The sequence below is a fragment of the Thauera sp. WB-2 genome (assembly GCF_027594845.1).
Lineage (GTDB): Bacteria > Pseudomonadota > Gammaproteobacteria > Burkholderiales > Rhodocyclaceae > Thauera > Thauera mechernichensis.
In genome coordinates, this window is record NZ_CP088935.1 from 1,012,486 (window position 1) to 1,039,485 (window position 27,000).

26 protein-coding genes are annotated in these 27,000 nt (G+C 67.5%); 10 read left to right on the forward strand and 16 right to left on the reverse strand.

All coding sequences use genetic code 11. The annotated features are described in order from the left end of the window. Nucleotides 1-43: 43 nt before the first annotated feature. The gene (locus tag LQF09_RS04675) at nucleotides 44-1,891 is read right to left on the reverse strand and encodes a phosphoenolpyruvate carboxykinase (GTP) (protein ID WP_270069319.1); all 1,848 of its coding nucleotides are present in this window, start codon (nucleotides 1,889-1,891) and stop codon (nucleotides 44-46) included. 430 nt (nucleotides 1,892-2,321) lie between these two features. On the opposite strand from LQF09_RS04675, the gene LQF09_RS04680 reads away from it, so the two are divergent. The 3 genes from LQF09_RS04680 to LQF09_RS04690 all read left to right on the forward strand — a co-directional run bounded on the left by LQF09_RS04680 (nucleotide 2,322) and on the right by LQF09_RS04690 (nucleotide 7,096). After that, nucleotides 2,322-4,595, forward strand: a complete 2,274-nt coding sequence (locus LQF09_RS04680; protein ID WP_270069320.1) for an NADP-dependent malic enzyme — start codon at nucleotides 2,322-2,324, stop codon at nucleotides 4,593-4,595. An 86-nt stretch (nucleotides 4,596-4,681) separates the two neighbouring features. Continuing rightward, nucleotides 4,682-5,821: a patatin-like phospholipase family protein gene (locus LQF09_RS04685; protein ID WP_002932365.1), complete on the forward strand. Its 1,140-nt coding sequence runs from the start codon at nucleotides 4,682-4,684 to the stop codon at nucleotides 5,819-5,821. 165 nt (nucleotides 5,822-5,986) lie between these two features. Next, nucleotides 5,987-7,096: a serine hydrolase gene (locus LQF09_RS04690; RefSeq protein ID WP_270069321.1), complete on the forward strand. Its 1,110-nt coding sequence runs from the start codon at nucleotides 5,987-5,989 to the stop codon at nucleotides 7,094-7,096. Nucleotides 7,097-7,130: 34 nt separating this feature from the next. Here the strand turns inward: LQF09_RS04690 and LQF09_RS04695 are convergent, their stop codons facing one another. Continuing rightward, entirely contained in the window at nucleotides 7,131-7,928 is a 798-nt protein-coding gene (locus LQF09_RS04695) for an IclR family transcriptional regulator (protein ID WP_002944693.1), read from the reverse strand. Nucleotides 7,929-8,184: 256 nt separating this feature from the next. On the opposite strand from LQF09_RS04695, the gene LQF09_RS04700 reads away from it, so the two are divergent. Genes LQF09_RS04700 through LQF09_RS04730 form a run of 7 tightly spaced genes read left to right on the forward strand, consistent with a single transcriptional unit; the run spans nucleotide 8,185 to nucleotide 15,251 of the window. Further along, the gene (locus tag LQF09_RS04700) at nucleotides 8,185-11,046 is read left to right on the forward strand and encodes a monovalent cation/H+ antiporter subunit A (protein ID WP_270069322.1); all 2,862 of its coding nucleotides are present in this window, start codon (nucleotides 8,185-8,187) and stop codon (nucleotides 11,044-11,046) included. Beyond that, nucleotides 11,046-11,468, forward strand: a complete 423-nt coding sequence (locus LQF09_RS04705) for a Na+/H+ antiporter subunit C (protein WP_002932377.1) — start codon at nucleotides 11,046-11,048, stop codon at nucleotides 11,466-11,468. The genes LQF09_RS04700 and LQF09_RS04705 overlap by 1 nt, the downstream gene beginning before the upstream one ends. Beyond that, nucleotides 11,465-12,988, forward strand: a complete 1,524-nt coding sequence (locus tag LQF09_RS04710) for a monovalent cation/H+ antiporter subunit D (RefSeq protein ID WP_002944700.1) — start codon at nucleotides 11,465-11,467, stop codon at nucleotides 12,986-12,988. The genes LQF09_RS04705 and LQF09_RS04710 overlap by 4 nt, the downstream gene beginning before the upstream one ends. Beyond that, on the forward strand, nucleotides 12,988-13,512 hold the full coding sequence (locus LQF09_RS04715; RefSeq protein ID WP_002944701.1) for a Na+/H+ antiporter subunit E: 525 nt from the start codon (nucleotides 12,988-12,990) through the stop codon (nucleotides 13,510-13,512). Before LQF09_RS04710 ends, LQF09_RS04715 begins: the two co-directional genes overlap by 1 nt. After that, nucleotides 13,509-13,778 (forward strand): K+/H+ antiporter subunit F, encoded by a 270-nt coding sequence (locus LQF09_RS04720; protein ID WP_002932388.1) that lies wholly within the window; start codon nucleotides 13,509-13,511, stop codon nucleotides 13,776-13,778. Before LQF09_RS04715 ends, LQF09_RS04720 begins: the two co-directional genes overlap by 4 nt. Nucleotides 13,779-13,785: 7 nt before the next feature. Continuing rightward, nucleotides 13,786-14,169: a Na+/H+ antiporter subunit G gene (locus tag LQF09_RS04725; protein ID WP_002932391.1), complete on the forward strand. Its 384-nt coding sequence runs from the start codon at nucleotides 13,786-13,788 to the stop codon at nucleotides 14,167-14,169. Continuing rightward, nucleotides 14,166-15,251 carry a pseudouridine synthase gene (locus LQF09_RS04730; RefSeq protein ID WP_270069323.1) on the forward strand — a complete coding sequence of 362 codons (1,086 nt, stop codon included), beginning with the start codon at nucleotides 14,166-14,168 and terminating at the stop codon, nucleotides 15,249-15,251. The genes LQF09_RS04725 and LQF09_RS04730 overlap by 4 nt, the downstream gene beginning before the upstream one ends. Nucleotides 15,252-15,270: 19 nt before the next feature. On the opposite strand, the gene mnhG is transcribed toward LQF09_RS04730, so the two are convergent. The 14 genes from mnhG to LQF09_RS04800 all read right to left on the reverse strand — a co-directional run bounded on the left by mnhG (nucleotide 15,271) and on the right by LQF09_RS04800 (nucleotide 26,997). Then, nucleotides 15,271-15,645 carry a monovalent cation/H(+) antiporter subunit G gene (mnhG, locus tag LQF09_RS04735; RefSeq protein WP_270069324.1) on the reverse strand — a complete coding sequence of 125 codons (375 nt, stop codon included), beginning with the start codon at nucleotides 15,643-15,645 and terminating at the stop codon, nucleotides 15,271-15,273. Continuing rightward, nucleotides 15,642-16,010, reverse strand: a complete 369-nt coding sequence (locus LQF09_RS04740) for a monovalent cation/H+ antiporter complex subunit F (RefSeq protein WP_002932674.1) — start codon at nucleotides 16,008-16,010, stop codon at nucleotides 15,642-15,644. Before LQF09_RS04740 ends, mnhG begins: the two co-directional genes overlap by 4 nt. Continuing rightward, the gene (locus LQF09_RS04745) at nucleotides 16,007-16,516 is read right to left on the reverse strand and encodes a Na+/H+ antiporter subunit E (protein ID WP_232433309.1); all 510 of its coding nucleotides are present in this window, start codon (nucleotides 16,514-16,516) and stop codon (nucleotides 16,007-16,009) included. The genes LQF09_RS04740 and LQF09_RS04745 overlap by 4 nt, the downstream gene beginning before the upstream one ends. Nucleotides 16,517-16,518: 2 nt before the next feature. Then, nucleotides 16,519-18,012, reverse strand: a complete 1,494-nt coding sequence (locus tag LQF09_RS04750) for a proton-conducting transporter transmembrane domain-containing protein (protein WP_002932680.1) — start codon at nucleotides 18,010-18,012, stop codon at nucleotides 16,519-16,521. Beyond that, nucleotides 18,009-18,434, reverse strand: coding sequence for a Na+/H+ antiporter subunit C (locus LQF09_RS04755; RefSeq protein ID WP_002932681.1), 426 nt, complete (start codon nucleotides 18,432-18,434; stop codon nucleotides 18,009-18,011). Before LQF09_RS04755 ends, LQF09_RS04750 begins: the two co-directional genes overlap by 4 nt. Before the next feature lie 3 nt (nucleotides 18,435-18,437). After that, nucleotides 18,438-21,224 carry a hydrogen gas-evolving membrane-bound hydrogenase subunit E gene (gene mbhE, locus LQF09_RS04760; RefSeq protein ID WP_270069325.1) on the reverse strand — a complete coding sequence of 929 codons (2,787 nt, stop codon included), beginning with the start codon at nucleotides 21,222-21,224 and terminating at the stop codon, nucleotides 18,438-18,440. A gap of 207 nt (nucleotides 21,225-21,431) precedes the next feature. Next, nucleotides 21,432-21,647 (reverse strand): hypothetical protein, encoded by a 216-nt coding sequence (locus LQF09_RS04765; protein ID WP_270069326.1) that lies wholly within the window; start codon nucleotides 21,645-21,647, stop codon nucleotides 21,432-21,434. A gap of 169 nt (nucleotides 21,648-21,816) precedes the next feature. After that, a complete protein-coding gene (locus LQF09_RS04770; RefSeq protein ID WP_002942910.1) occupies nucleotides 21,817-23,016 on the reverse strand; it encodes an ABC transporter permease in 1,200 nt (399 codons plus the stop codon). A 6-nt stretch (nucleotides 23,017-23,022) separates the two neighbouring features. After that, nucleotides 23,023-24,231: an ABC transporter permease gene (locus LQF09_RS04775; RefSeq protein ID WP_002932690.1), complete on the reverse strand. Its 1,209-nt coding sequence runs from the start codon at nucleotides 24,229-24,231 to the stop codon at nucleotides 23,023-23,025. After that, nucleotides 24,228-24,923, reverse strand: a complete 696-nt coding sequence (locus LQF09_RS04780; protein ID WP_270069849.1) for an ABC transporter ATP-binding protein — start codon at nucleotides 24,921-24,923, stop codon at nucleotides 24,228-24,230. The genes LQF09_RS04775 and LQF09_RS04780 overlap by 4 nt, the downstream gene beginning before the upstream one ends. Nucleotides 24,924-24,959: 36 nt before the next feature. Beyond that, the gene (locus LQF09_RS04785; protein ID WP_270069327.1) at nucleotides 24,960-26,102 is read right to left on the reverse strand and encodes an efflux RND transporter periplasmic adaptor subunit; all 1,143 of its coding nucleotides are present in this window, start codon (nucleotides 26,100-26,102) and stop codon (nucleotides 24,960-24,962) included. A 13-nt stretch (nucleotides 26,103-26,115) separates the two neighbouring features. Continuing rightward, nucleotides 26,116-26,265 (reverse strand): hypothetical protein, encoded by a 150-nt coding sequence (locus LQF09_RS04790; RefSeq protein ID WP_002942897.1) that lies wholly within the window; start codon nucleotides 26,263-26,265, stop codon nucleotides 26,116-26,118. Next, a complete protein-coding gene (locus LQF09_RS04795) occupies nucleotides 26,262-26,681 on the reverse strand; it encodes a HEPN domain-containing protein (protein WP_270069328.1) in 420 nt (139 codons plus the stop codon). The genes LQF09_RS04790 and LQF09_RS04795 overlap by 4 nt, the downstream gene beginning before the upstream one ends. Then, on the reverse strand, nucleotides 26,665-26,997 hold the full coding sequence (locus LQF09_RS04800) for a nucleotidyltransferase domain-containing protein (RefSeq protein WP_002932713.1): 333 nt from the start codon (nucleotides 26,995-26,997) through the stop codon (nucleotides 26,665-26,667). Before LQF09_RS04800 ends, LQF09_RS04795 begins: the two co-directional genes overlap by 17 nt. Nucleotides 26,998-27,000 lie beyond the last annotated feature (3 nt).

Below are 27,000 nucleotides of genomic sequence, written 5' to 3' on the forward strand. Positions count from 1 at the left end.
AGCGCCGACCTGCGGCGCTTTTTTCGGTCGGGCGTGCGGTGGATCAGTCGGCGTTGAGTGCGAGCTCGAACAGTTCGCGCTTGAGCACGAGCTGGCGCGGCAGGCGGTCCTGCAGCTTGTCGAACCACTCCTTGTGCGAGCTGAGTTCGGTACGCCAGGCGTCTGCGTCGACCTTGGTCAGGGCGTCGAATTCCTCGCGGGTGATCTCGGCGTCGGTCCAGTCGAGGTCTTCGAAGCGCGGCATCCAGCCGAGCGCGGTTTCCTTGGCGGCGATCTTGCCCTGGCAGCGCTCGACGATCCACTTGAGCACGCGCATGTTCTCGCCGAAGCCCGGCCACATGAACTCGCCCTTCTCGTTCATGCGGAACCAGTTCACGCAGAAGATCTTGGGCGTATCTTCGACGACGTGGCCCATGCGCAGCCAGTGGTTGAAGTAGTCACCCATGTGGTAGCCGCAGAAGGGCAGCATGGCGAACGGGTCGCGGCGCACCACGCCTTGAGCGCCGAAGGCAGCGGCGGTGGTCTCGGAGCCGAGCGTAGCGGCCATGTAAACGCCGAAGTTCCAGTTGAACGCTTGGTACACCAGCGGTACGGTGGTGGCACGGCGGCCGCCGAAGATGAAGGCGGAGATCGGCACGCCGGCGGGATCTTCCCAGGCCGGGTCGATCGACGGGCACTGGTTCGCCGGCGCGGTGAAGCGCGCGTTGGGGTGCGCGGCCTTGCGGCCGGTTTCCCGGGCGATCTCGGGCGTCCAGTCCTTGCCCTGCCAGTCGATCAGGTGCGCGGGGGCTTCCTTGCTCATGCCTTCCCACCACACGTCGCCATCGTCGGTGAGCGCGACGTTGGTGAAGATGATGTTTTCCTTGAGCGTGGCCATGGCGTTGAAGTTGGTCTTCTCGGAGGTGCCGGGGGCGACGCCGAAGTAGCCGAACTCGGGGTTGATGGCGCGGAACTTGCCGTCAGGGCCGGGCTTGATCCAGGCGATGTCGTCGCCAACGGTGGTGATCTTCCAGCCGTCGAAGGACTTGGGCGGGATCAGCATGGCGAAGTTGGTCTTGCCGCAGGCCGACGGGAAGGCGGCGGCGACGTAGGTCTTCTCGCCCTGCGGCGATTCGACGCCGAGGATCAGCATGTGCTCGGCCAGCCAGCCTTCGTCACGCGCCATGGTGGAGGCGATACGCAGCGCGAAGCACTTCTTGCCGAGCAGGGCGTTGCCGCCGTAGCCCGAGCCGTAGGACCAGATCTCGCGCGTCTCGGGGTAATGCACGATGTACTTGGTGGTCGGGTTGCACGGCCAGCGGCTGTCCTTCTCGCCCTGGGCGAGCGGGGCGCCGACGGTGTGCACGCAGGGCACGAACTCGCCGTCGGTGCCGAGCACCTCGATGGCGCCGCGGCCCATGCGCGTCATGGTGCGCATGTTGGTGACGACGTAGGGGCTGTCGGAGATTTCGACGCCGATGTGGGCGATCGGGCTGCCGAGCGGGCCCATCGAGAACGGCACCACGTACATGGTGCGGCCGTGCATCGCGCCCTTGAACAGGCCGTTGAGCGTCTCGCGCATCACCGCCGGGTCTTCCCAGTTGTTGGTGGGGCCGGCGTCCCCTTTGTTCTGCGAGCAGATGAAGGTGCGGTCCTCGACGCGGGCGACGTCCGAGGGGTCGGACCAGGCGAGGTAGGAGTTCTTGCGCTTTTCCGGGTTGAGCTTGATCAGCATGCCGGATTCGACCATCTCTGCGCACAGGCGGTCGTACTCTTCCTGGGAGCCGTCGCACCAGACGACACGGTCAGGCTCGGTCAGGGCGGCGATCTCGCCGACCCACTGCTTCAGGCCTTCGTGGCGGACATATTCGGGGGCAGCGGCAATGGCCGCCTGGGCGTGGTTCTGAGACATGTGTACAGCTCTCCCGTGCTGTGATGCGTAACCATTCCCGTCGGTCGGCCATCGTTGAAGCAGGTGCTGCCTGGCCGGCGGGCTGCTCGGGCGCCGGCTGGGGCGCCCCGACGTACCGATGCGATGCGTTTGCGGGTGAAACGTGCGCGAACGAATTGCAATCGGTGAAAGCCCGTAATTATGCCATGAGGAGCGCAGACTTATGAATGCGCTCGTAACTATCGGTGAGCAAACGCATGGCTATCATGGAAGTGCGCACGCAGGCCGGGCAGTGTTTGTTTCACGATGCAAAGACGTTTTTCGTAATGCGAAAGACTGGCCTTTGCGGTATGCTGCGCAGGATCGTGCGCGAGTCGTCCTGCTCCGTCGTCTTTTGGGGTGGGGCGCGTTGCTCGCGCACTCCACGCCGAAGAACAGAAAGGAAGAGACCATGGACGAACTGATCCGCGCTGCCGCGCTCGATTACCACCGTTATCCGCGCCCCGGGAAAATCTCGGTGACACCGACCAAGGTGCTGTCGAACCAGCGCGACCTGTCGCTGGCCTATTCTCCCGGCGTGGCGGCCGCCTGCGATGCCATCGTCGAGGATCCGGCCCAGGCCGCCGAGCTCACCGCGCGCTCGAACCTGATCGGCGTGGTCACCAACGGCACGGCTGTGCTCGGCCTGGGCAACATCGGCCCGCTCGCCGCCAAGCCGGTGATGGAAGGCAAGGGCGTACTGTTCAAGAAGTTCGCCGGCATCGACGTCTTCGACCTCGAGATCGATGAGCCCGACGCCGACAAGCTGATCGACATGATCGCCGCGCTCGAGCCCACCTTCGGCGGCATCAACCTCGAGGACATCAAGGCGCCCGAGTGCTTCTACATCGAGCAGAAGCTGCGCGAGCGCATGAAGATCCCGGTCTTCCACGACGACCAGCACGGCACCGCGATCGTGGTCGGCGCCGCACTGCTCAACGGGCTGCATCTGCAGGGCAAGGCGTTGGACAAGGTGAAGCTGGTGACCTCGGGCGCGGGTGCTGCGGCGCTGGCCTGCCTGGGCTTGCTGGTCAAGCTTGGCATTCCGGTCGAGAACATCTGGGTGACCGACATCGAAGGCGTGGTCTATGAGGGCCGCACGGTGCTCATGGACCCGATCAAGGCGCGCTATGCGAAGAAGACCGATGCGCGCAAGCTCGCCGAGGTCATCGAGGGCGCCGACGTCTTCCTCGGCCTGTCGGCGGGCGGCGTGCTCAAGCCCGAGATGGTCGCGAAGATGGCGCCCAACCCGATGATCCTCGCGCTTGCCAACCCCACGCCCGAGATCCTCCCTGATGAGGTGAAGAAGGTGCGCAGCGACGCCATCATCGCCACCGGCCGTTCGGACTACCCGAACCAGGTCAACAACGTGCTGTGCTTCCCCTTCATTTTCCGCGGTGCGCTGGACGTCGGCGCGACCACCATCACCGACGAGATGCAGCTCGCCGCGGTGAAGGCGATCGCCGAACTCGCACGCGTGGAGCAGAGCGATATCGTCGCGGCCGCCTATGGCGAGAAGGTGGGCGGCTTCGGCCCCGAGTACATCATCCCGCGCCCCTTCGATCCGCGCCTGATCGTCAAGATCGCCCCCGCAGTCGCTGCGGCAGCCGAGGCCTCGGGCGTGGCGACACGGCCGATCAGCGACTGGGACGCCTACCGCGGCCAGCTCAACAACTTCGTCTGGCATTCGGGCCTGATCATGAAGCCGGTGTTCGCCGCCGCGCGCAAGGATCCGAAGCGCATCATCTTCTCCGAGGGCGAATCCGAGAAGGTGCTGCGCGCTGTGCAGCAGGTGGTCGACGAGGGCCTGGCACGTCCGATCCTGATCGGCCGCCCGGACGTGGTGATCCACAACATCGAGCGCTTCGGTCTGCGCATGGCGGCCGAGCGCGACTTCGAGCTGGTCAACCCGGACTCCGATCCGCGCTTCAACGAACTCTGGCAGCACTACCACAGCCTGATGGAGCGTCGCGGCGTCTCGGTCGAGTACGCCAAGAAGGAAGTGCGCCGCCGCACCACGCTCATCGGCACGTTGCTGCTCAAGTTCGGCTACGGCGACGGCCTGATCTGCGGCACCTACGGCATGCACCGCCTGCACCGCGAGTTCGTCGAAACCGTGCTCGGCCGGCGCGAGGGGGTCAACAACCTGTACACGGTCAACCTGCTCAGCCTGCCCGGACGCACGCTGTTCCTGGCCGATACCTATGTCAACTACGACCCGACGCCCGAGCAGGTGGTCGAGATGACGCTGCTGGCCGCCGAGGAGATGAAGCGCTTTGGTGTCGAGCCGCGCATCGCCTTGTTGTCGCATTCGTCCTTCGGTTCGGCCGACTCGCCGACCGCCGAGAAGATGCGCGCGGCCTTGCGCCTGTTGCATGAGCGTCACCCCGAGTTGCAGGTCGAGGGCGAGATGCACGGCGACTCGGCGCTCGACGCCAAGCATCGCCTGCAGATCTTCCCCAACGCCAGGATGCGCGAAGATGCCAATCTGCTCATCTTCCCCACCCTGGATGCGGCGAACATCGCCTTCAACCTGTTGAAGAACGCGGCGGGCGAGGGCATGACGGTGGGGCCGATCCTGCTCGGTGCATCCAAGCCGGTCCATATCCTGACGCCGTCGGCGACCGTGCGCCGCATCATCAACATGACGGCGCTCACCGTCGTGGAGGCGGGACAGGTCGGCTGATTCGCATCGGTCGTCCGCCATACATGCTTGCATGACGATCGCCCGCTGCCTCATGCTTGAGGCAACGGGTGATCGGAGGCGGGCGGATGCGGATGCAGGAGGGGCGGGCGGCGTTGGTGCTGACCGGCGGTGGCGCACGTGCGGCCTATCAGGTCGGTGTGCTGAGCGCCATTCGCGAGCTCCGGGGCGCGTCCCCTGGCAATCCCTTTCCCATCCTCTGCGGCACCTCGGCCGGTGCAATCAACGCCGCCGCGTTGGCCTCGCATGCGGTCGATTTCAATCGCGCCGTCCGCCATATCGAGCGCATCTGGCGCAACCTGCATGCCGAGCAGGTCTATCGCGTCGATGCACCCGCCTTGCTTGGCAGCGGCATCCATTGGGGGTCGGCGCTGTTCGGCGGCTGGCTGTTGCGCCAGACGCCGCGCTCCCTGCTCGACAACGCGCCGCTGCGCGGACTGCTCGAGCGCGCACTCGACTTCCGTGCCATTGACCAGGCGATCAAGAGCGGGGCGCTCTATGCGCTCAGTGTCACGGCTTCTGGCTACTCCAGCGGCCAGAGCCTGGCCTTCTTCCAGGGTTCGCTCGACATTCACCCGTGGCGGCGCGAGCAGCGCATGGGCGTGCGTACCGAGCTGACTATCGAGCATCTGATGGCGAGCAGCGCCCTGCCTTTCGTGTTTCCGGCGGTCAGGATCCATCGCGAGTGGTTCGGCGATGGTTCGATGCGCCAGCTCGCGCCGGTGAGCCCTGCCATCCATCTGGGGGCGGAGCGCATCCTGGTGGTCGGCGCGGGACGCACGGCGGAGGAGGGGCGGCAGCGCGCCGAGCGCTATCCCTCGCCTGCGCAGATTGCCGGCCATGCCTTGTCGAGCATCTTTCTCGACACGCTTGCGGTCGATCTGGAGCGTCTCGCACGTATCAACGACACGGTGTCCCGTCTCGAGCCTGCCCAGCGCCAGTTCGCTGGCATCGGTCTGCGCGCGATAGAGACCCTGGTGATCCAGCCCTCGCAGCGGCTCGATACCATCGCCGGGCGTCATGGCCATCAGCTGCCGCGCCTGCTGCGCATGGTGCTGCGTGGTCTGGGGACGATGCGCCGTGAGGGCTCCACCCTGTTGTCCTATCTGCTGTTCGAGCCGGGCTTCACTCGCACCCTGATCGAGCTTGGCTACGACGATGCGATGGCGCGCAAGTCCGAGTTGAGCGACTTCCTGCGCATCGGCTAGCGGCGCGCGCCCGCAATGTGCCGAAACGACGGCCGCACGCGGTCGCCGAATGTGGGAAAATGTGAAGACACAATTCGAAATTACTTGAAATCAGTTTTGTATCTGCTTATTTTTCATACAAAACGCTTTCCGGTTTCTTTCTGTCTTTTAGGCTTGCCGCTCACCATGAAGCTCAGACTCCTCGTTGCCAGCCTTGCCGCGCTGTTCGCATTGCAGTCGGGGGCCGTGCTGGCCTCGTCCACGAAGTCTCAGTCCGCTGGCAAGACCGCTGCGAGCAAGCCCGCGCCCAAGGCCAAGGCTCCGGCGAAGGCGGCGCCCAAGAAGGCGGTGTCCAGCAAGCCTGCGCCCAAGAAGGCGGTTGCCAAGCCCGGTACCAATGCCAAGCCCGCGGCCAAGAAGGTGGTGGCGCGCAAGGCCGTACCGGCCGCGGCAGCAGCAGCGGCTCCGGCCGCGCTGGGGGCCGACGAGGATGCGCCGCTTGCGCTGGACGCCAACGGCCTGCCATTGCTGGGTTCGAGCGCTTTCTATGTGATCAACCAGAACACCGGCGAGGTGTTGCTCGAGCGCAATGGTTCCGCGGTGGTGCCGATCGCCTCGATCACCAAGCTGATGACGGCGATCGTCGTGCTCGAGGCGGGCCAGAGCCTGTCCGAGCGCCTCACCATCACCGAAGGTGACATCGACCGCCTCAAGGGTACTGGCTCTCGCCTGGCGCTGGGCACGACGCTCAGCCGCGAGGAGATGCTGCAACTGGCGCTGATGTCCTCGGAGAACCGAGCCGCCTCGGCGCTGGCACGCAATTACCCCGGTGGCGAGAGTGCATTCGTCGAGGCCATGAACGTGAAGGCGCGGTTGCTCGGGCTGTGGGATACGCGTTTCCGCGACAGCACCGGACTGAATCCCGGCAACGTGTCCAGCCCGAAGGATCTCGCCCGCCTGGTTGCCGCGTCGGCCGCGTTCCCGCTCATTCGCGAGTTCTCGACTGCGCACGAGCGCTACGTTGACGTGCGTGGCCGCATGCTGCGCTTTGGCAACACCAATGGCCTGGTGCGCAGTCCCGAGTGGGCGATCAGTGTGTCCAAGACCGGCTACATCTCCGAGGCCGGGCGTTGCCTGGTCATGCAGACCTGGTTGCAGCAGCAGCCGGTCGTGATGGTGCTGATGGATTCGAGCGGGCGCTACACGCGTACCGCCGACGCCAAGCGCGTGCGCAAGTGGCTCGAACAAGGCATGCCGCAACGCCTCGCGGTCGCGCCGCAACGCGCTGGCGGCTGAGCCGCCCCTTGCGCCGGGCGGCGCGCCGACAGGATCAGCGAGTGCGTGGTGCGCTGAAGCCGAGGGCGCGCGAGATCTCGTCGGCCGTTTCGCGCACGAGTGGCGCCCAGTCCGGGTTGAAACGATCCGACGGGGTCGACAGCGACAGCCCGGCGATCAACTCGCCGCTGTCGTCTCGGATGCCCGCCGCGATACAGCGCACACCCGCTTCGACTTCGTCGAGGTCGAAGCCGACGTCGTGGCGGCGGACGCGATCGAGTTCCTTTTCCAGCGCGGGCAGGGTGGTGATAGAGGCCGGCGTCGATGCGGGCAGGCCGGTGCGGCGAGCGTAATCGCGGATGCGTTCGGCGCCATCCTCGGCCAGGAACAGCTTGCCGGTTGCCGTCGTGTGCAGCGGCGCGCGAGCGCCGACGATATGCACCACGCGCACCGACGCGCGACCGCTGGACGTTCGCTCCACATACACGATCTCGTCGCCGGCGCGCACGCCCAGATTGACGCTTTCGCCGGTTGCCGCGTGCAGCTTGAGCATGAAAGGCATTGCGGTCTCGCGCAGCGAGATGCGCGACTTCACGAGGCTGCCCAGTTCGAGGAGGCGGATGCCCAGGCGGTAGACGCCGGCTTCCGAGCGCTCGACGAAGCCGGTGCCGGTCATGGCGCCGAGAATGCGGTGCGCTGTGGAGGGGTGCAGTCCGGTCTCGAGCGCGAGCTGTTTGAGCGGCACTGGGTCGGCATGCTGCGCGAGTACGTCGAGCAGCTTCATCATGCGCTCGATGACCTGGATCGAATTCTTGCCTTCCGGGGGGGCGGCGTCGGGCTTGGGTGCGGACAAGGCGGGGCTCTGCTTGGACAATGTCGGAACGGTCGTTTGTTGGAGGGCGATGGTAACCGGGCATGCTGATTTCGCCTAGTGAAATACAGTGCCGTGTGGTGACCCGATTGCTTCAAAGATATACTTTGGCCGGAATGCGCGCGGGCCGGACGTTTGCAGGTGATCATCGAGCGGCGTCGCCACTGCGATGCTTCTCGCCCGGCGTCGTCTTCCGCCTGCCCTCTCCGTTCGTTGTCCCCCGCTTCCGGATGCCCTGATGAGCCTGGTCCTGATCGTGCTGCTACCCTTCGTCGGAGCCCTGTTGCCGGCGCTGATGATCCGTGCCGGGCGCAATGCCTGTGCGACCAGCACCTTCACCTTCACGCTGCTTGCCTTCGCGCTGCTGTTGTCGCATGCGCCGGCGGTGTTCCGCGGCGAGGTGGTGCAGGCGGGCTGGGACTGGTTGCCGGCGCTCGGGCTCAACGCCAACTTCTTCCTCGACGGCCTGGGCTTCTTCTTTGCCGGGCTCATCCTCGGCATCGGCCTGCTGATCATCGTCTATGCGCGCTTCTATCTCGCCAAGGACGATCCGATGGGCAGCTTCTACACCTACCTGCTGCTCTTCCAGGGCGCCATGGTGGGCATCGTGCTGTCGGACAACATCCTGCTGCTGCTGGTGTTCTGGGAACTGACCAGCCTGTCGTCCTTCCTGCTCATCGGCTACTGGAAGCACCTGCCCGAGGGCCGCCAGGGTGCGCGCATGGCGCTTGCCGTCACCGGTGCAGGCGGACTGGCGATGATCGCCGGCATGCTGATCCTGGGCGACATCGCCGGCTCCTACAATCTCACCGACATCCTGCAGCACAAGGACGCCATCCAGGCTTCGCCGCTCTACCTGCCGGCATTGCTGCTGATTCTCGCCGGCTGCTTCACCAAGAGCGCGCAGTTCCCCTTCCACTTCTGGTTGCCGCATGCGATGGCGGCGCCCACGCCGGTGTCGGCCTACCTTCACTCGGCAACCATGGTGAAGGCGGGACTGTTCCTGATGGCGCGCATGTGGCCGGTGCTCGCCGGCACGGCGGAATGGTTCTACATCGTCGCCACCACGGGGCTCATCACCATGCTCGTGGGGGCGGTGATCGCGCTGTTCAAGGACGACCTCAAGGGCCTGCTAGCCTTCTCCACCGTCAGCCACCTCGGCCTGGTGACCATGCTGCTCGGTTTCGGCACGCCGATGGCGGCCGTGGCGGCGGTGTTCCACATCCTCAATCACGCCACCTTCAAGGCCGCGCTGTTCATGAACGCCGGCATCATCGACCACGAGGCCGGCACGCGCGACATCAAGCGCCTGGGCGGCCTGCTGCACCTGATGCCGGTCACCGCCACGCTGGCCATGGTCGCGGCAGCGTCGATGGCGGGGCTGCCGCCGCTCAATGGCTTCCTGTCCAAGGAAATGATGCTGCACGAGGCGGCAGCGACCGCCTGGCTGGGTAACGGCTGGGTGGTGCCGGCGCTGGCCACGCTCGCGGCCTGCTTTTCGGTGGCCTATTCCTTGCGCTACATCGTCCATGTCTTCTTCGGGCCGCAGCGCAGCGATTACCCGCACACGCCGCACGATCCGCCCGCCGGCCTGTGGCTGCCGCCAGCCCTGCTGGTGATGCTGGTGGTGCTGATCGGGCTGCTGCCGGCGACGGTGGCGGGGCCGCTGGTGGCCGTGGTGGCGCAGGCGGTGATCGGTGGCGCGCTGCCTGACTACCATCTGGCGCTGTGGCATGGTGTGAACATCGCGCTCGCGCTGTCGGTGGTGGCCGTGGTGGTCGGCCTGGGGGCGCTGCGTGCCTATCCGCGCGTGCGCGCAGTCTGGCAGGCGGGGCCGCATCCGGAAGCCAAGGCGATGTTCGACGCCGTCATGGCGGCTGCGCTGGCGCTGGCACAGCGCGTGACCCATGGCTTGCATAATGGCTCGCTGCAGCGCTACCTGGCGTTTGCCATCGGTGCGATGACGCTGGCAGGCTTCGCGACCTTCATCGGCGCTTCTCACGAAGCCGGTACGCGCGAACTGCTGCCGGCGGAGCCGGTGGCGGTGGTCGCCTGGCTGCTGCTGCTCGGCGGCTGCGTGCTGACCGTGATGTTCTTCCGCCAGCGCCTGCTGTCGGTGCTGGTGGTGGGCACCGTGGGCCTGATCGTGTGCGTGGCCTTCATCTACCTGTCCGCGCCCGACCTTGCGCTGACGCAGATCTCCGTCGAAGTCACCACCGTCATCCTGATCCTGCTGGCGCTCTATTTCCTGCCCAAGGCGAGCCCGCTGAGCTCCACCGTCAGCGCCGACCCGCTGCGCCACCTGCGTGACGGGGTGCTCGCGCTGATCGCGGGCGGCGGCATGGGGCTGGTGAGCTGGGCCATGCTCACCCGCGATGGCAGCTCGCTGTCCACCTACTACCTCGAGAATTCGGTGTCGGGCGGCGGCGGCACCAACGTGGTCAACGTGATCCTGGTCGATTTCCGCGGCTTCGATACCTTCGGCGAGATCATCGTGCTCGGCATTGCCGCGCTCGCAATCTACGCGCTGCTCGACGGTGCCCTGCATGGCCGCGTTGCCCGCCGCCTGAGCGCGTGGACGCCCGACCTGCCGGTGTCGGTCGACCGCCACCCGATCATCATGGTGGTCGCCACCCGGGTGATGCTGCCGCTGGCGCTGCTGGTGGGGGCCTACATCTTCCTGCGCGGCCACAACCAGCCCGGTGGCGGCTTCATCGCCGCGCTCGTGGTGTCGATCGCGCTGATCATGCAATACATGGCAAGCGGCTTCGGCTGGGCGGCGCAGCGCGTCAGGGTCAATTACCACGCCATGATCGGCGCCGGCGTGCTGATCGCGGCGGGGACGGGGATTGCCTCCATGGTGCTCGACCGTCCCTTCCTGACCTCGGCCTTCGACCACTTCCACCTGCCGCTGGTCGGCGAGTTCGAGCTGGCGAGTGCGATGGCCTTCGATACCGGGGTGTTCCTGACCGTGGTCGGTGCGGTGATGCTCGCGCTGGCCAACCTGTCGCGCATGGGGCGCTTGACCGGGCAGCGGCCGGTCAACCGCACGGCGATGGATGTCGATCCCAGCATGGGCATGAGCAAGGAGCACAACTGATGGAATTCCTCGTCGCCACGGCGATCGGCGCGATGACGGCCGCGGGCGTCTACCTGGTGCTGCGCGCGCGTACCTTCCCGGTCATCATCGGCCTCACCCTGCTCACCTACGCGACCAACCTGTTCCTGTTCGCGACGGGCAGGCTTGCCGTCAATCTGCCGCCGGTGATCAGCGCCGATGCCGCGGCCTACACCGATCCCTTGCCACAGGCCCTGGTACTGACCGCCATCGTGATCTCCTTCGGCATGACCGCCGTCATCGTGGTGATGTCCCTGCGCGCCTATCTAGAGACCGGCAATGACCACGTCGATCTGCCCGGCGACGCCTCGCCCGAGGCACGCGAGGACGACTGGAAGCTGCTCGGCCGCAAGCAGGGCGAGCCGGCCGCGCGTGCCGCTGCGGGCCTCGAGGAGCGCGCATGAACCACTGGCTGATCCTGCCCATCCTGATGCCGGCCATCCTCGGTGCCGTGCTGGTGATTGCGGCGCGTCATGACATCGTGCTCTCGCGCGTGTTCTCGGTCCTGTCTGCGGGGCTGCTGCTGGCGGTTGCCCTGGTGCTGCTCGCCATGGCCAGCGATGGCAGCGTCCGCGTCTATGCGCTGGGCAACTGGGTGGCGCCCTTCGGCATCGTCCTCGTGCTCGACCGCCTGGCGGCGCTGATGCTGGTGTTGACCGCAACCCTGGGCCTTGGCGTGTTGCTATATGCGATCAACGGCTGGGATGAGCGCGGCAAGCACTTCCACCCTCTGTTCCAGTTCCAGCTCATGGGGCTCAACGGCGCCTTCCTTACCGGCGACTTCTTCAACCTGTTCGTGTTCTTCGAGATCCTGCTCATCGCCTCCTACGGGCTGATGGTGCATGGCGGGGGCGGCCTGCGGGTGAAGGCGGGCGTGCAGTACGTGGTGACCAACCTGGTCGGCTCCTCGCTGTTCCTGATTGCGGTCGGCCTCATCTACAGCGTGACCGGCACGCTCAACATGGCCGACCTCGCGCTCAAGGTGCCGCAGGTGCCGGCAGGCGACCAGGCCCTGCTGCAGACGGGGGCCGTGTTGCTGCTGTTGGTGTTCGGCGTCAAGGCGGCGCTGGTGCCGCTTCACTTCTGGCTGCCCGGCACCTACGCCAACGCGCCGGGGCCGGTGGCGGCGCTGTTTGCGATCATGACCAAGGTCGGCGCCTACTCCATCATCCGCCTCTACGTGCTGGCCTTCGGTGCAGATGCCGGCGACGCAGCCTGGCTGGCGGCGCCCTGGCTGCTGCCGGCCGGTCTGCTCACCCTGGTGCTGGGCATGACCGGTGTGCTGGCGGCGCGCAGCCTGGGCCAGATGGCGAGCTTCGCGGTGATCGGTTCGATGGGCATGCTGCTGGCGACGGTCGCGGTATTCACCCCGCAGTCCATGAGCGCTGCGCTGTTCTACCTGCTGCACTCCACCCTTGGGGCAGGGGCCTTGTTCCTGATTGCCGACATGGTGGCCGAGCGCCGTGGCATGCACCGCGACCGGCTCACGCAGGCGCCGCGCTTCGCCCAGGGTGCCCTCATCGCCGGGCTGTTCTTCGCCGCTGCGATTGCGGTGGCCGGCATGCCGCCGCTGTCGGGCTTCCTTGGCAAGCTGCTCGTCCTCGACAGCGTGCGCAGCCACCCGCAGGCCGCCTGGTTCTGGACGCTGATCCTGGCGACCTCGCTGCTGGCCGTCGTCGGCTTCGCGCGCGGTGGCAGCCTGGTGTTCTGGAAGAGCCATGCACTCGAGGCGCCGCCGCCAGCCACGCTGCGCGCGGCCCCTGCATTGCCCTTCGTGGCGGTGGGCGGCCTGCTTGCCGGCCTCGTCGCCCTGACCGTGCTTGCCGGGCCGGTCCATGCCTGGCTTGATCTCGTGGCGGCGCAGCTGTTTGCGCCGGCCGGCTATATCGAGGCGGTGCTCGGTGCCGCAGGAGGCGTACGCTGATGGCCGAGAAAGCGAGCGTGGACAAACGCCCCTTCATCCAGCGCTGGTTGCCGCATCCGCTGCTGACCGTAGTGCTGATCGTTCTGTGGATGCTGCTGCTCAACAGCTTCAGCTTCGGCGGGCTGGTGATGGGTACGATCCTCGGTGTGATCATCCCGATCATGACGAGCAGTTTCTGGCCGGAACGGCCGCCGGTGAAGGCCTATGGCAAGGCCTTCGCCTACATGGGGCTGGTGGCCTGGGACGTCGTAGTGGCCAACCTGCAGGTCGCGCGCCTGATCCTGTTCCGCCGTAGCGACCAGCTGCGCGTGCGCTGGGTGACGCTGCCGCTCGAGCTGCGTTCGCCCGAGGCGATCACCGTGCTCGCCGGCACCATCACGATGACGCCGGGCACGGTGTCCTGCGACTTGTCGGCCGATGGCCGCAGCCTGCTGGTGCATTGCCTGGACGCCCCTGACGCGGAGGAGGCGGTGCGCCAGATGAAGGCGCGCTACGAGGCCCGCCTGAAGGAGATCTTCCCATGATCGAATACGCCCTCAACTTTGGCTATGCGGCGGTGTCGGTTGCCGTGCTGCTCAACCTGTGGCGCCTGCTGCGCGGGCCCTCGCTGATGGACCGCGTGCTCGCGGTCGACACGATGGTGATCAACATCATCGCACTCATCATCCTGTTCGGCATCCAGCAACGCACCACGGTATTCTTCGAGGGCGCGTTGCTGTTCGCCATGTTCGGTTTCATTTCCACCGTCGCCTACTGCCGCTTCATCCTGCGCGGCGACGTCATCGAGTGAGCGGCCCATGAACTTCCTGCTCGAACTGCTGATCTCGGCGCTGATCGTGCTCGGCGGCATCTTCGCCCTGGTGGGCTCGATCGGTCTGGTCAAGCTGCCCGATCTGCTGACCCGCCTGCACGCGCCGACCAAGGCGACGACGCTCGGGGTCGGTGGCGCGCTGGTGGCCTCGATGCTGTTTTTCTTCGGTATCGAGGGCACGCTTTCCATCCACGAGGTGTTGATCAGCGTCTTCCTGTTCCTGACCGCCCCGATTACCGCCCATTTCATCGCCAAGGCCCATCTGCACGAGCATGTCGAACTGCGCGAGGACCTGCCGCCCACCGGGCGCGAGCAGGGCTGGAGCACCTTCGACGGCTTGCCCGAGGCCGAGCACAAGGATCACGTGTGAGCTCCGTACGCCGCAACCCACCCAAGCCCGCGCCCTCGACCATCGAAGGCACGCTCAAGCTGCGCCCGCGTGCCACGCAGGGCGAGGCTGCTCCCCCTCCGGCAGCGAAGACAGCAGCCGAGAAGACCGTGGCCGAGAAGCCTGCGCGCAAGCCTGGATCGGCACGCCAAGCCCAGGACGAGCGCTCGCCACGTGGCGAGCGTACACAGCGCGCCGAAGAGCGCCCGCAACGGTCCAGGGAGCGGCCGCCGCAAGCCGATCGCCCGCCGCGCGCCAGGCCGGCGCCGGCGACTGCGCGCGCGCTGGCGCCGACGCCGCGGCCGGCTGAGCATCCGGCTGCCGATCGCCCCCTGCCGGAGGGCGTGCGCCTGTCCAAGGTGATGGCCGAGCGCGGGCTGTGCTCGCGACGCGAGGCCGACGAGTACATCGAGCGCGGTTGGGTCTTCGTCGAAGGCAAGCGTGTGTCCGAACTCGGTGTGCGTATCGACCCCGATGCCCGTGTCACGCTCGCGCCCGAGGCCACGCGCAGCCAGCAGCAGCGCGTCACCATCCTGCTGCACAAGCCAGTGGGCTTTGTTTCCGGCCAACCCGAGCCTGGCTATGCGCCCGCGGTGAGCCTGATCGGTGCCGACAACCAGTTCGACCGCGACACGGCGCAGCGCTTCCACCCCAGCCACCTCAAGCAGCTCGCGCCTGCGGGGCGGCTGGACATCGACTCCACCGGCCTGCTGGTGCTGACCCAGGATGGCCGCATCGCCCGCCAGCTCATCGGTGAGGACTCCAAGGTCGACAAGGAGTACCTGGTACGGGTCGAAGGCCGCATCATCGACGGCGGCCTGGCCTTGCTCAACCATGGCCTCATGCTCGACGACCGTCCGCTGCGCCCCGCCAAGGTCGAGTGGATCAACGACGACCAGTTGCGCTTCGTGCTCAACGAAGGCCGCAAACGCCAGATCCGCCGCATGTGCGAACTTGTGGGCCTGAAGGTCGTTGGCCTCAAGCGCGTGCGTATCGGCCGCGTCAAGCTCGGCGATCTGCCACTCGGGCAGTGGCGTTTTCTGCGCGCGGACGAGGGGTTCTGAGCGCTACCCAGGTCTGCGCTCAGTCTCCATGGCGGGATGCAGAGGCCTGAGCGCGTTCGCGCGCGACGTCGGCGGCGAGCTCGTCGCCCAGCGGCCCGGTCTTAGGTGTCATTCCCGAGCGGTGGGCAGCGCGCGCCATGGCGTGCGCGGCGAGCGGTGCGGTGGCGAGCACGATGACCAGGGCGAACACTGCCGCCAGCGCAAAGGCGCCGCTGGTGGCTGCCGCGACGCCGCCGAGGATGAGCGCGGCGCCGAGCGCGCCCGCCTTGCTCGCAGCGTGCATGCGGGTGTAGCTGTCGGGCAGGCGCAGTACGCCAATGGCGCCAATCAGGCCGATCAGGGCGCCCAGCAACAGCAGGGCAGACGATAGCCAGGCGAGGAATCCGTTGCTCATGGCTTGTCCTCCATCGGTTGCGGGCTGAGCGCGGCGGGTTCGTCCGGCGGCGGGCGGTCCACCCAGGTCACCTTTTCGTCCGCACCGCGGCCGCGGCGGCGGAACATCAAGATGAAGGCCGTGGTACCGAGGAATGACACCAGCGCCAGCACCACGGCGCCATCGAGCAGCATCGGTTCCGCGGTCGCCAGCGCCAGCAGGGCGATGACGCCGATCCCGAGCAAGGTCAGCGCATCGATCGAGACCACGCGGTCGGTTGCGTGCGGGCCGCGGATCAGGCGCACGAGCACGAGCACCGCGCTGATGCCCTGGAGTGCGAAGGTGAGGGGCAGTACCCAGCTGGCGCCGGCGATTTCGCTGATCATGCCTGTCCTCCATCGGTGGCCTTGGGGGCGGGCGGCTCGCCGCCATCGATCCAGGCAAGCAGCCGGCGCTCGATCTCGCGCACGCCGGACTCCACTGCGTCGGCGTCCCGGGCGTCGATGGCGTGGATGTACAGCAGGCCCGATTCGGGCGCGTAGTCGAGGGCGAGGGTGCCCGGTGTGAGCGTCAGCAGACAGCCGAGCAGGGTGGCGACGCGATCGTCCCGGCGCGCCAGGCGCAGCTTGATCACCGCAGGCTGTGGCCGCACGCTGCGGCCGAGCACGACGCGGGCGACGTCGATGCTGGCCTTGAAGATCTCGGCGGCAAACCAGAACGCGAAGCGCGTGCCGTGTTCGAGCCGGCACACGTAGCGGCGAATGCCGAGCAGGTCGCTCGCCAGGCGCAGCCCGATGTGGATCACCACAAAGGCGGCCAGCACGCCGAGCGGGCTGAGAACACCGACGAAGGCCGCCAGGCCCACCGCAAGCAGAATATGCAAGCCCAACATGTTCATCGCCCTCCGGCCGCGACCACGGCCTGGATGTAGGCCTGTGGTGCGGCGAGTTGGTCGGCCGCGGCGACCGCGTAGTCCATCACCGGGCCGGCACCAAGGCCGATCGCCACGGTCATCGCAGCCAGCGCGCTCACGGCCCACAGCGCCGGGCGCAGGCCGGCCGCGCTGCGTGCGCTGATACCGCCCGCGGGGTGGGGCTTGAGGAAGGCCTCGTTCCAGATCTTGCTCATCGACAGCAGCGTGAAGATGCCGGTGACCAGGGCCACCGCGGCGGCGATCCAGGCACTCGCATCGAGGCTGGCCTTGACCAGCACGAACTTGGCCCAGAACCCGGACAGCGGCGGGATGCCCGCAAGCGACAGGGCAGGGATGGCGAACAGGATCGCCAGCCAGGGCGCATGGGCGTACAGACCGCCCATTGCGGCCAGGCGCTCCGAGCCGGTCAGGCGGGCGGCGATGCCGCCGATGAAGAACAGGTTTGCCTTCACGACGATATGGTGGATGAGGTAGAACACGGCGCCGGCGAGCGCGAGCGGCGTGGCCAGCGCCAGGCCCAGGATCATGTAGCCGACCTGGCTGACGATGTGAAAGGACAGGATGCGCCGTACCTCGACCTGGGCCGCGGCGCCGAGCACGCCGATGAGCATGGTCGCGCACGCCACCCACAGCAGCACGTCGTGGGCGATACCTGCGTCCGGCCAGAACAGGGTGACGATGCGGATCAGTGCATACACCCCCACCTTGGTGAGCAGGCCGGCGAACAGTGCGGAGATCGGCGTCCACGCGACGTGGTAGGACGCCGGCAGCCAGCCGAACACCGGGAACAGCGCCGCCTTGATCGAGAACGCGGTGAGCATCAGTACGATCGCTGCATTGGCCGTGGCCGGCACCTCGCCGGCGGCGAAGGCCTGCGCCAGCAAAGCCATGTTGAGGCTACCGCTGGCGCCGTAAAGCATGCCGGCGGCGAGCAGGAACATCATCGTTGCGACCAGGTTGAGCACCACGTACACCACGGTGCCGGATAGCCGGCGCTTGCCGCCACCCAGCACCAGCAGGGCGAACGAGCCCACCAGCAGCACCTCGAACCAGACGTAGAGATTGAACACGTCGCCCGTGATGAAGGCGCCGCACACGCCGACCAGCAGGCCGTGCACCAGTGGGTGGAAGCCGCGGCTGCGCGCCGGGTCGTCGTCGCGCGCCAGCGCGAACACCACGGTTGCAAGGCCGATGATGCCGGTGATCGCCACCATGGCGGCGGAGAGGCGGTCGATCACCACGCTGATGCCGTAGGGTGCCGCCCAGCTGCCGGCCTGGCTGGCGAGGATGCGCCCCTCCGCGGCGAACACCACCAGCGCCAGGCCGACCGCGGCCAGGGCGGTAGCGCCGGCAAGGCTGAAGAAGGTCGCAAGGCGGTCGTGGCGACGTGCGAGCAGGGTCAGGACCAGGGTGGCGAGCGGGATCAGGATGGGTGCGATGATGAGGGCGTTCATGCCTTGCCCTCCGTTTCCGCTGCCCTTGCGGGCGTGGCGTGGCCGTCCGCGACGGGCTTGGGCGCCAGGTCCGGTGCCGGCTCCTCGGCCACCGCCGTGATGCGATCGGTCTCGACGTTGTCGTGCAGCTCCCAGCTGCGCTTGAGTACGGCGAGTGCGAACACGAAGAGAGCGAAGCCGATGACGATTGCGGTCAGCACGAGCGCCTGGGGCAGCGGGTTGGCGGCCAGCGCGGGGGCGCCGCTCTCGCCCACGAAGGCGGCGGCGCGGCCATCGAGGCGGCCGGAGACGAACACGGCGAGATTGACCCCGTTGCCGAGCACGATGACGCCGAGCACGACGCGCAGCAGGCCGCGGTCAAGCATCATCCAGATGCCGATGGCGACGAGCAGGCCGACGGTGATGGAGGCGATGATTTCCATGGTTCAGTCCTCGCGCTCGAGCAGTCGGAACAGCATCAGCAGCACGCCGCCCAGCACGGTGAAGAAGACGCCGACATCGAACAGCAGGGGGGTCCCCAGCGGCAGCCCGCCGGGGAACAGCCAGCCGCCGGTGAGGAAGGCCTGGCCCTGCAGCAGGCCGATCACGCCCGCTGATGCAGCCAGGGCGAGGCCGACGGCGAGGACGGTGGTCGGCGGTACGCGCAGCACGGCGCGCGCGCGGTTGACGCCAAAAGCCAGTGCCAGCAGCACCGCCGAGGTCGCCGCCACCAGCCCGCCGATGAAGCCGCCACCGGGCAGGTTGTGGCCGCGCCACAGCAGCATCAGCGAAATCAGCGCGAGCAGCGCAGACAGCGGGCGGATGCCGTGGCGCAGCAGCACCGAGCCGAAGTCCGAACTGCCTTCGGCTGCGACCTTGCCGGGTTTGCCGCTGCCGAGCAGGGGCGCGGCCGCGAGTGCGGCCAGCCCGACGACCAGGATCTCGCCCAGGGTGTCCAGGGCGCGGAAATCGACCAGGATCACGTTCACCACGTTGGCGCCGTGGCCGCCCGGCAGGCTGTTGTCCAGGTACCAGCGCGCGATGTCGCCCGGCAAGGGCTGGCTGACGGTCATCAGCATCATCGCGCTCACGACCAGCCCGATCGCGCCGGCGATGAGGGCATGAAAGCGTTTGGCTGCCGGTTTGCGCGAGCCGACCATCCGCGTTGGCGGCAGGTTGCGCAGCACCAGGGCCAGAAAGATGACGGTCAGCGTCTCCACCATCAGCTGCGTGATGGCCACGTCGGGCGCGCGTGCGGCGAGGAAGAACAGCGCCAGCCCGAGACCGCTCGCACCCAGGGTCGCGATCAGGGCCACGCGGCCCGGCATGACCGCGGCGGCGGCGGCACCGGCAACCGCAAGCACGCAGCCGACCAGGGCGGCGAGATTGACCGGGTTGGTGACTTCGGGCCAGGCCAGGTCTTCTCCGGTGGAGGCGAAGACCCCGATGAGGGCGAAACCGACGATCGCGACCACCAGCGCGCTGATGTGCTGGCGCAGCGAACCATGCTGGAAGCGGTCGGCCACCCCGCCTGCAAACAGGAAGACGCGCTTGAGCAGGCGGTCCCAGATCATGTCGCCGCTGGTGCGCCACAGCACACGCCACAGCGACAGGCGCCGCCGCACGCGGGTCCGCCGCAGGTAGAAGAACACACCCAGGGCAACCGTGAGCAGGCTGGCCACCAGAGCCGGCGTGATTCCGCCCCACAGGTAGAGGTTGACCGGCACGGCGGTGCCGGACACCGCCTGCACGGCGGCGTCGATCAGCCAGACCTCGGCGAGGTTGTTGAAGGCGCCGAACACGAAGCCACCCACGGCCAGCAGCATGGGGCCGATCCACATCGGCAGGCTCACCTCGTGTGGCGTGTGCGGATAGCGGCCTTCCTTGCCGAGGAAGGCGCGCACGAACACGAGACCGGCAGCGGTGAGCAGCAAGGCATTGGTGAGAATCATAACCAGCGTGGTGACCCAGCCCGCCATGCCGAGCTCGATGAGGCCGGCGTACTTGAACTCCTTGGCAATGAAGCCGAAGAACGGTGGCAGGCCGGCGTTGGAGAACGCCGCCAGTGCGACGGCAAAGCCGGTGAGCGGCATGTAGCGCAGCAGGCCGCCGAGCCTGGAGATCTGGCGTGTGCCGGTCGCGTGGTCGATCGAGCCCACCGCCATGAACAGCGCTGCCTTGTAGAAGGCATGCGCGACCAGGTAGATCGCGAAGGCTTGCAGGCCATAGGGGGTATTGGTGCCGAGCAGCATGGTGAGCTGGCCGAGCACGGTGACCGTGGTGTAGGCCAGTACGCGCTTGAGGTCGGTCTGGCGGATTGCCAGTACGGCGCCGACCAGCGCGGTGGTGGCGCCGACAGTGATCAGGATCGTGCTCCAGCTCATCGAGCCGCTGAGCGATGGGTTCAGGCGTGCGAGCAGGTACACGCCCGCCTTGACCATGGTCGCCGAGTGCAGGTAGGCCGACACCGGTGTGGGTGCGGCCATCGCGTTTGGCAGCCAGAGGTGGAAAGGCACCTGGGCCGACTTGGTGAAGGCGCCGAGCAGCACCAGGGCGAGGATGGCGGGGTAGAGTGCGTGATCGGCGATCAGCGCGGGAGAGAGCCCCGAGAACTGCCAGCTGCCGCCGACATCGCCGAGCAGGATCAGGCCGGCGAGCAGGGCCAGGCCGCCGCCGCCGGTGATGAGCAGGGCCTGCAGCGCCGAGCGCCGAGACTCCGCCTGGTCGTGCTGGAAGCTGATGAGCAGGAAGGAGGTGACGCTGGTCAGCTCCCAGAACACGAACATCACGATCAGGTCGTCCGCAAGCACCAGGCCGAGCATGGCGGCCATGAAGCCCAGCAGGTAGGCGTAGAAGCGGCCAAGCTGGTGATGGTCGGACAGGTAGGCGCCGGCATACAGCACGATCAGCGTGCCAATGCCGCTGATCAGCAGGGCGAACAGCAACGACAGTCCGTCCAGGCGGAATGCGAGTTCGATGCCGAGCGTGCCGACCCAGGTCACGCTCTGCGTGATGACGCCGCCCTGTGCGACCTCGGGCACCAGCGTGACGAAATAGGCAAACACCGAAAGCGGCGCGAGCGCGAGGATCCAGCCCGCGCGATCGTCCAGCGGACGGGTCAGCAACGGCGCGGCCAGCATCGCCAACGCGATCAGTCCGATGCTGGTCAGCACGCCTTCACCCGCTTCATGCACATGTTCGTGATCTCCCTTCGAGGCTGCCGTCGGCACCATGGCGCGCGGCACATTATCGTTCTATGCGGGAGAAACTGACTATGCGCGTCAGCCCGGGGTTCCTCAATGTCGTCAAAAAGCGAACGGCTGGCGCCTTGTCAGGGCACCAGCCGTCGTCCTCGGGCGTGGAGTCCGGGCGCCAGGTCGGGCGTGCTCGCCGCGTTCGCCGCGACGCTCGGTGCAGGCCGCAGCGCTTGAACTGCGGCGTCAGTGCGCGGCCTCGCGTGAAGTCCTGCGCATGCGCGCATCGAGTTCGGGGTGGGCCTCGTACAGGCCGCTCACCTTGGCAAAGCATCCCTGCAGCGGACACTTGCGCCCTGGCGGGCATTCATGCTCGGCTGCGCATTCCATCTGGGTTTCATCCAGCACTACCATGGTACGGGCGGCTTCGCAGCGGGCGATGGGGGCATCCAGCGTGCACATGATCATCTCCTCGTGTCGTTCTTTTGCGATGACTGAAGTCCATTCGTTGTGCGCGTGAAATATTTCACGTCACGCTTGATTTCAATCTAGCCGATGTGCGTTGCCGCGCTGCTCGATCTGCCAGGAGTTTGACAAAAATCAAGCACCTGCGGCCTCGTCACCAGGCGTGCTATTCCGCCCGCAGCGCGTCGACGGCGTTCATGCCCGCAGCGCGCCGCGCTGGCAGGACGCCGGCGAGCAGGCCGACCATCATCGCGAGCGCCTGGGCGATGACAACGAAATGCCATGGGGTGCTGACCGGCATCGCCGGCAACAGCAGGCCGATGCCCTGAGCGAGTCCGATGCCGGCGGCCAGGCCGAGCAGGCCGCCCAGGCTTGCCAGCACCACTGCTTCGCCGAGGAAGATTGCGAGGATGGTGCGTCGGCGTGCGCCGAGGGCGACGAGCAAGCCGATCTCGTTGGTGCGCTCGCTGACGGCAATCGTCATGATGGTGACGATACCGACGCCGCCCACCACCAGCGAGATGCCGCCGAGTGCGCCGACCGCGGCGGTAAGGATGGCGAGGATGTTCGACAAGGTGGCGAGCATGTCCTCCTGCGTGATGATGGTGAAGTCCTCGCGGCCGTGGCGGGCGCTCATCAGCGTGCGTACGCTCTCGGCCACCTGTGCGGCCGGTACCGTGGGCGCATAGGTGAGCGCGATCTCCATCACGCCGTCGCGGCGGAACAAGGCCAGGCCGCGCGCCACCGGGATGTAGGCGGCGTCGTCCAGGTCAACGCCGAGGAACTGACCCTTTTCCTCCATGATGCCGACGACGCGGAAGCGCTCGTCACCAATCTGCACGCGTTCGCCGAGTGCGTTGCCGACGCCGAAGAGCTCCCGTTTCAGCTTTGCGCCCAGCACGACGAAGGCGCGCGCGCTGCTTGCTTCGTCTGGCGGCAGGAACTGGCCGATGCGCACGCGGATCGAGTACACCTCCTGCATCTGCGGTCCGACACCGAGCACCATCGTGCGTCGCACACGCCCCTGGGCACGGACCTCGGCGTTGCCGCTCACAGAGGCGCTGACCTGGCGCACATGGGGCAGCTGTGCAAGCGCTGCCGCATCGTCAAGGGTGAGGTCGCGCGCGGTGGAGGGCAGGCCGGGGGGGCCGCCGCGCGCGCCTTGGCGGCCAGGCGTGATGCTGAGCACATTGGTGCCGAACTGGCTGAACTCGGCGAGCACGAAGCGGTGCAGGCCCTCGCCGATCGACGTCAGCAAGATCACCGCGGCGATGCCCACGGCGATGCCGAGCAGGGTCAGGAAGCTGCGCAGCCGGTGCGCGGTGAGCGCGCGCAGGGCGAGGTGGAGACTGTCCTGCCAGCGCATGCTGTGTCAGCGCCTGGCCAGGGCTTGTACCGGATCGAGCGCGGCGGCGCGGCGCGCGGGCAGCACGCCGAAGGCGATGCCGGTGCCGAGCGCGGTGCCAAGCGCGGCGATCACCGCCCAGTCGGGCGGCCAGGCAGGCAGCATGGGCCAGGTCAGGCGCACGCCCCAGGCGCCGAGGTGGCCGAGCGCGAAGCCGGTGAGCGCGCCCGCGACCGACAGCAGCGCGGCCTCGGTGAGGAAAGCGGCACGGATGCTCGCGGTGCTGGCGCCGAGTGCCTTGAGCAGGCCGATCTCGGCCGTGCGCTGGGTGACCGCCACCAGCATCACGTTCATCACCAGGATGCCGGCTACGGCGAGACTGATCGCGGCGATGCCGGCGACGCCCAGTGTGAGTGCGCCGAGGATGCGGTCGAAGGTGCCGAGCACGGCGTCCTGGGTGATCACGGTGACGTCGAGTTCGCCGTCGCGGCGTGCGCGCAGCAACTCCTCGAGCTGGCGCTGGGCGGCGGGCAGGGCATCGCGCCGGGTGGTCTCGACCAGGATGCGGAACAGGCCATTGGTGTTGAACATGGCTTGCGCCGTGGCGACCGGCACCAGCACCAGTTCGTCGGTCGTCATGCCCAGGCCCTGGCCGCCCGGAGCGAGCGTACCGATGACGCGCAGCCGGGTGTCGCCGACCCGGATCATGCGGCCGACCGCCGGTTCGTGGCCGAACAGTTCGGCGCGGATGGCGTCGCCGAGTACCGCCAGCGCACTGGCGCGCTCAAAGTCCTCGCGGGGCAGGAAGCTGCCGTGTGCCATGCGCATGCCGCGCAGTTCGAGAAAATCGGTGCTGGTGCCGACCACCATCACCTCGCGCAGCCGGCCAGCGGCTGCAACCTCGGTGTTGCCCACCGTGATCGGTGCCACGCGCTGCACCAGTGGCAGGCGCAACAGGGCTGCGGCGTCGGCATTGGTGAGTTCGCGCGGGGTGCTGGTGACGAAGCTGCCCGGATTGACGCCGCCGGTCTCGGTGCGCCCAGGCAGCACGATCAGCAGCTGTGCGCCGAGCGCAGCGAATTCGCCCACCACATAGCGGCGCGCGCCGTCGCCGAGCGCGGTCAGCACCACGACTGCGGCGACGCCGATCGACATCGCCAGCGTCATCAGCGCGGTGCGCAGCGGGTAGGCGGTGGCGGCGCGGGTGGCGAAGCGCAGGGTGTCGGTCGGGCTCATGCAGGCAGCTCGTGCCGGCGCAGATCCTGGGCGATGGCACCGTCCTCCATGCGCAGCCAGCGATGGGCACGCTCGCCCATCGCTGGGTCATGGGTGACCACGATCAGCGTGGTGCCCGCAGTGTTGAGCGCCTCGAGCAGGGCGGTGACCTCGTGACCGGTGCTGCGGTCAAGGTTGCCCGTGGGTTCGTCGGCCAGCAGGACGGCCGGGCGCATGATGGTGGCGCGGGCGATCGCCACGCGCTGGCGCTGACCACCGGAGAGTTCCTCCGGTCGGTGGTGGGCGCGGCCTTCGAGGCCGAAGTCCCTCAGCGCCTGCGCGATGCGCGCACTACGCTCGGTGGCCGCCAGGCCGGCCAGCATCAGCGGCAAGCCGATGTTCTCCGCTGCCGTCAGCCGTGGCACGAGGTGAAAGCTCTGGAACACGAAGCCGATGCGTGCGCTGCGCACTGCCGCCTGTTCGTCCGCCGACAGCGTCGTGACGTCGCGACCTTCCAGGTGGTAATTGCCGCCGTCGGGGCGGTCGAGCAGGCCGAGCAGGTTGAGCAGGGTGGACTTTCCAGAACCGGAGGGCCCCATCACCGAGACGTAGTCGCCGGCCTCGATGCGCAGGCTCACGTCGCGCAGCGCATGCACCTCGCTGTCACCGAGCCTGAAGATGCGATGTATGCCGTCGAGTTCGATCTGGGCCATGGCCGTGCGTACGTCTCGGCTGTGCTGCATGTGTGCTCAGGGCGCAGCCTGAAGGGTCACCTTCGCGCCCGCAGACACGCCGTCGCGCTCCAGCGAAGTCACGATACGCTCACCTGCGGCCAGTCCGGACAGGACCTCGGTGAACGCCCAGTTCGCCACCCCGGTCTCGAGTTCGCGCTCGATCAGGGTGTCGCCCTCGACGACCAGCACCCGCCTGCCTTCGCGCAGCGCGCTGGTGGGGATGCGCAGCGTGTCGGCGCGGGTGGCGAGCACGATCTCGACGTCGGCGCTGTAGCCCACGAGCATGCCGCGCGCCTCCTCGGGGCGCACGAAGTCCACGTCGACCGCCACGGTGCGGGCCTGGCGCTCGACCGCGGTGATGTAGGGTGCGACGCGCTTGACCCGGCCTTCGAACACGGTGCCGGGCATGGCTTCGAGCGTGATCCGAACCGGCAGCCCAGGCTGGATTCTGGGCGCGTCGATCTCGTCCATCGGTGCCTTCACGTAGAGGCAGGAATCGTCGATGAGGTCGATGGCCGGCGGTGTCGGCACACCGGGGGGAGAGGGCGTGGAGTATTCGCCCAGCTCGCCGCTGATCTTGGCCACCGTGCCGGAGAAGGGCGCGGTGAGCACCAGGCGCTGGCGTTCGGTTTCGGTGGCGGCGAGCTGGGCCTCGGCGGTGGCGATGTCGGCACGGGCGGTGTCGCAGGCGGCGCGGCGTGCGCGCGCCTCGGTGCGCGCACGCTCCTCGACGCTGGCGGAAACAAAACCACGCCGCACCAGCTGCGCCTGGCGTGCCGCCTCGCGCTCGGCGTTGTCGGCCAGGGTGCAGGCTTCGTGCACGCGCTGGCGGGCGGTTGCGAGTTGGGCCCGATTGACCGCCGCGCGCGCATCCAGGTCGCCGTGCCACAGGCGCATCAGCACCTGCCCGGCTTCCACCCGGTCGCCCTCTTCCACCCCCAGCCAGTCGATACGGCCGCCCACTATGGTGGCCAGCCGTGTGCGCTGGCAGGCCTCTATCTCGCCCGCACGGGTATTGGTCAGCGTGGCCTCGACCGTGCCGCGGGCGACCTCATGCACCACCACCTCGACCGGCTTCGGTCTGGTGAGCCACCAGATCCCCGCGCCTAGCAGCGCGGCGAGGAGTGCGAGGAGAAGAAGACGGCGCAGGGCATTCATCGAGCGTGGACGTTCAGAGCTCGTCGAAGAAGTCGGAGTCGAGGCGTTTCAACTCGATCCTGCGCTTCACCGACACGCCGACCTTGTGTTCGACCGCGAGCCGGGCGAACTCCTCGCCATCGATCAGGGGACGAATGAGTTCGTGGTACTTGGGTACCGTCATGGAGATCCCACTGAGCCATTCTTGGCGTTACTCAAAATCGCTTCAGCCCACTCGAGCAGCGCCAGTGTTTCCAATCGGGTGCGTTCCCGGTTCAGGGAAAAGCTTTGATCCAGTTCCGTGTCGTATCGGGCCGCAACTCCGAAGGGGGTAAGCCTCTCGAGGAATATGTCCTGGTCGGGAGGCTGAATTCCGTTCTGCTTTAGCAGAGCGAGCAGCATCGCGATGTTGTGCGTCCTCGGAAAGAGGACGTTCGCATTTGCGAGAACGGCTTTGATACCTTTTTCTGCCGTCTGCTGGGCGTGGAATCCGATGACCCAGTCCGGTGCTGCGGGATCCTGCGCCAAACGGTCGACCACGTAGGCATCGTCCCGCGCCCTGCGCAGCAACCCGAGCGCGGGTTCACCGGGGGAATGCATGGACCCGTCCTTCGCGAGTGGCGCGCCAAGCGAGGGTGTTCGGCTGGGTGCACTCCTGCTCGAACGCTTCATCGCTCATCACGACCACGTCGGCCGGGATCAATTGACGACCGAGCAGGGAGGCGAGGCGGGCCATCTCGTCGAAACGGTTGTGCACCTCCGGCTCCACTACGAGCAGGTCGAGGTCGCTGTCATCGCGAGCCTCCCCGCGTGCTTGTGAACCGAACACGATCACGCGGCTGCCGGGTGGCAGGTGGCCGCGCAGGCAGTCGAGCGAGGCTGCGATTGGGTCGGTCGTTCGGGCTGAGATGGCCATGCT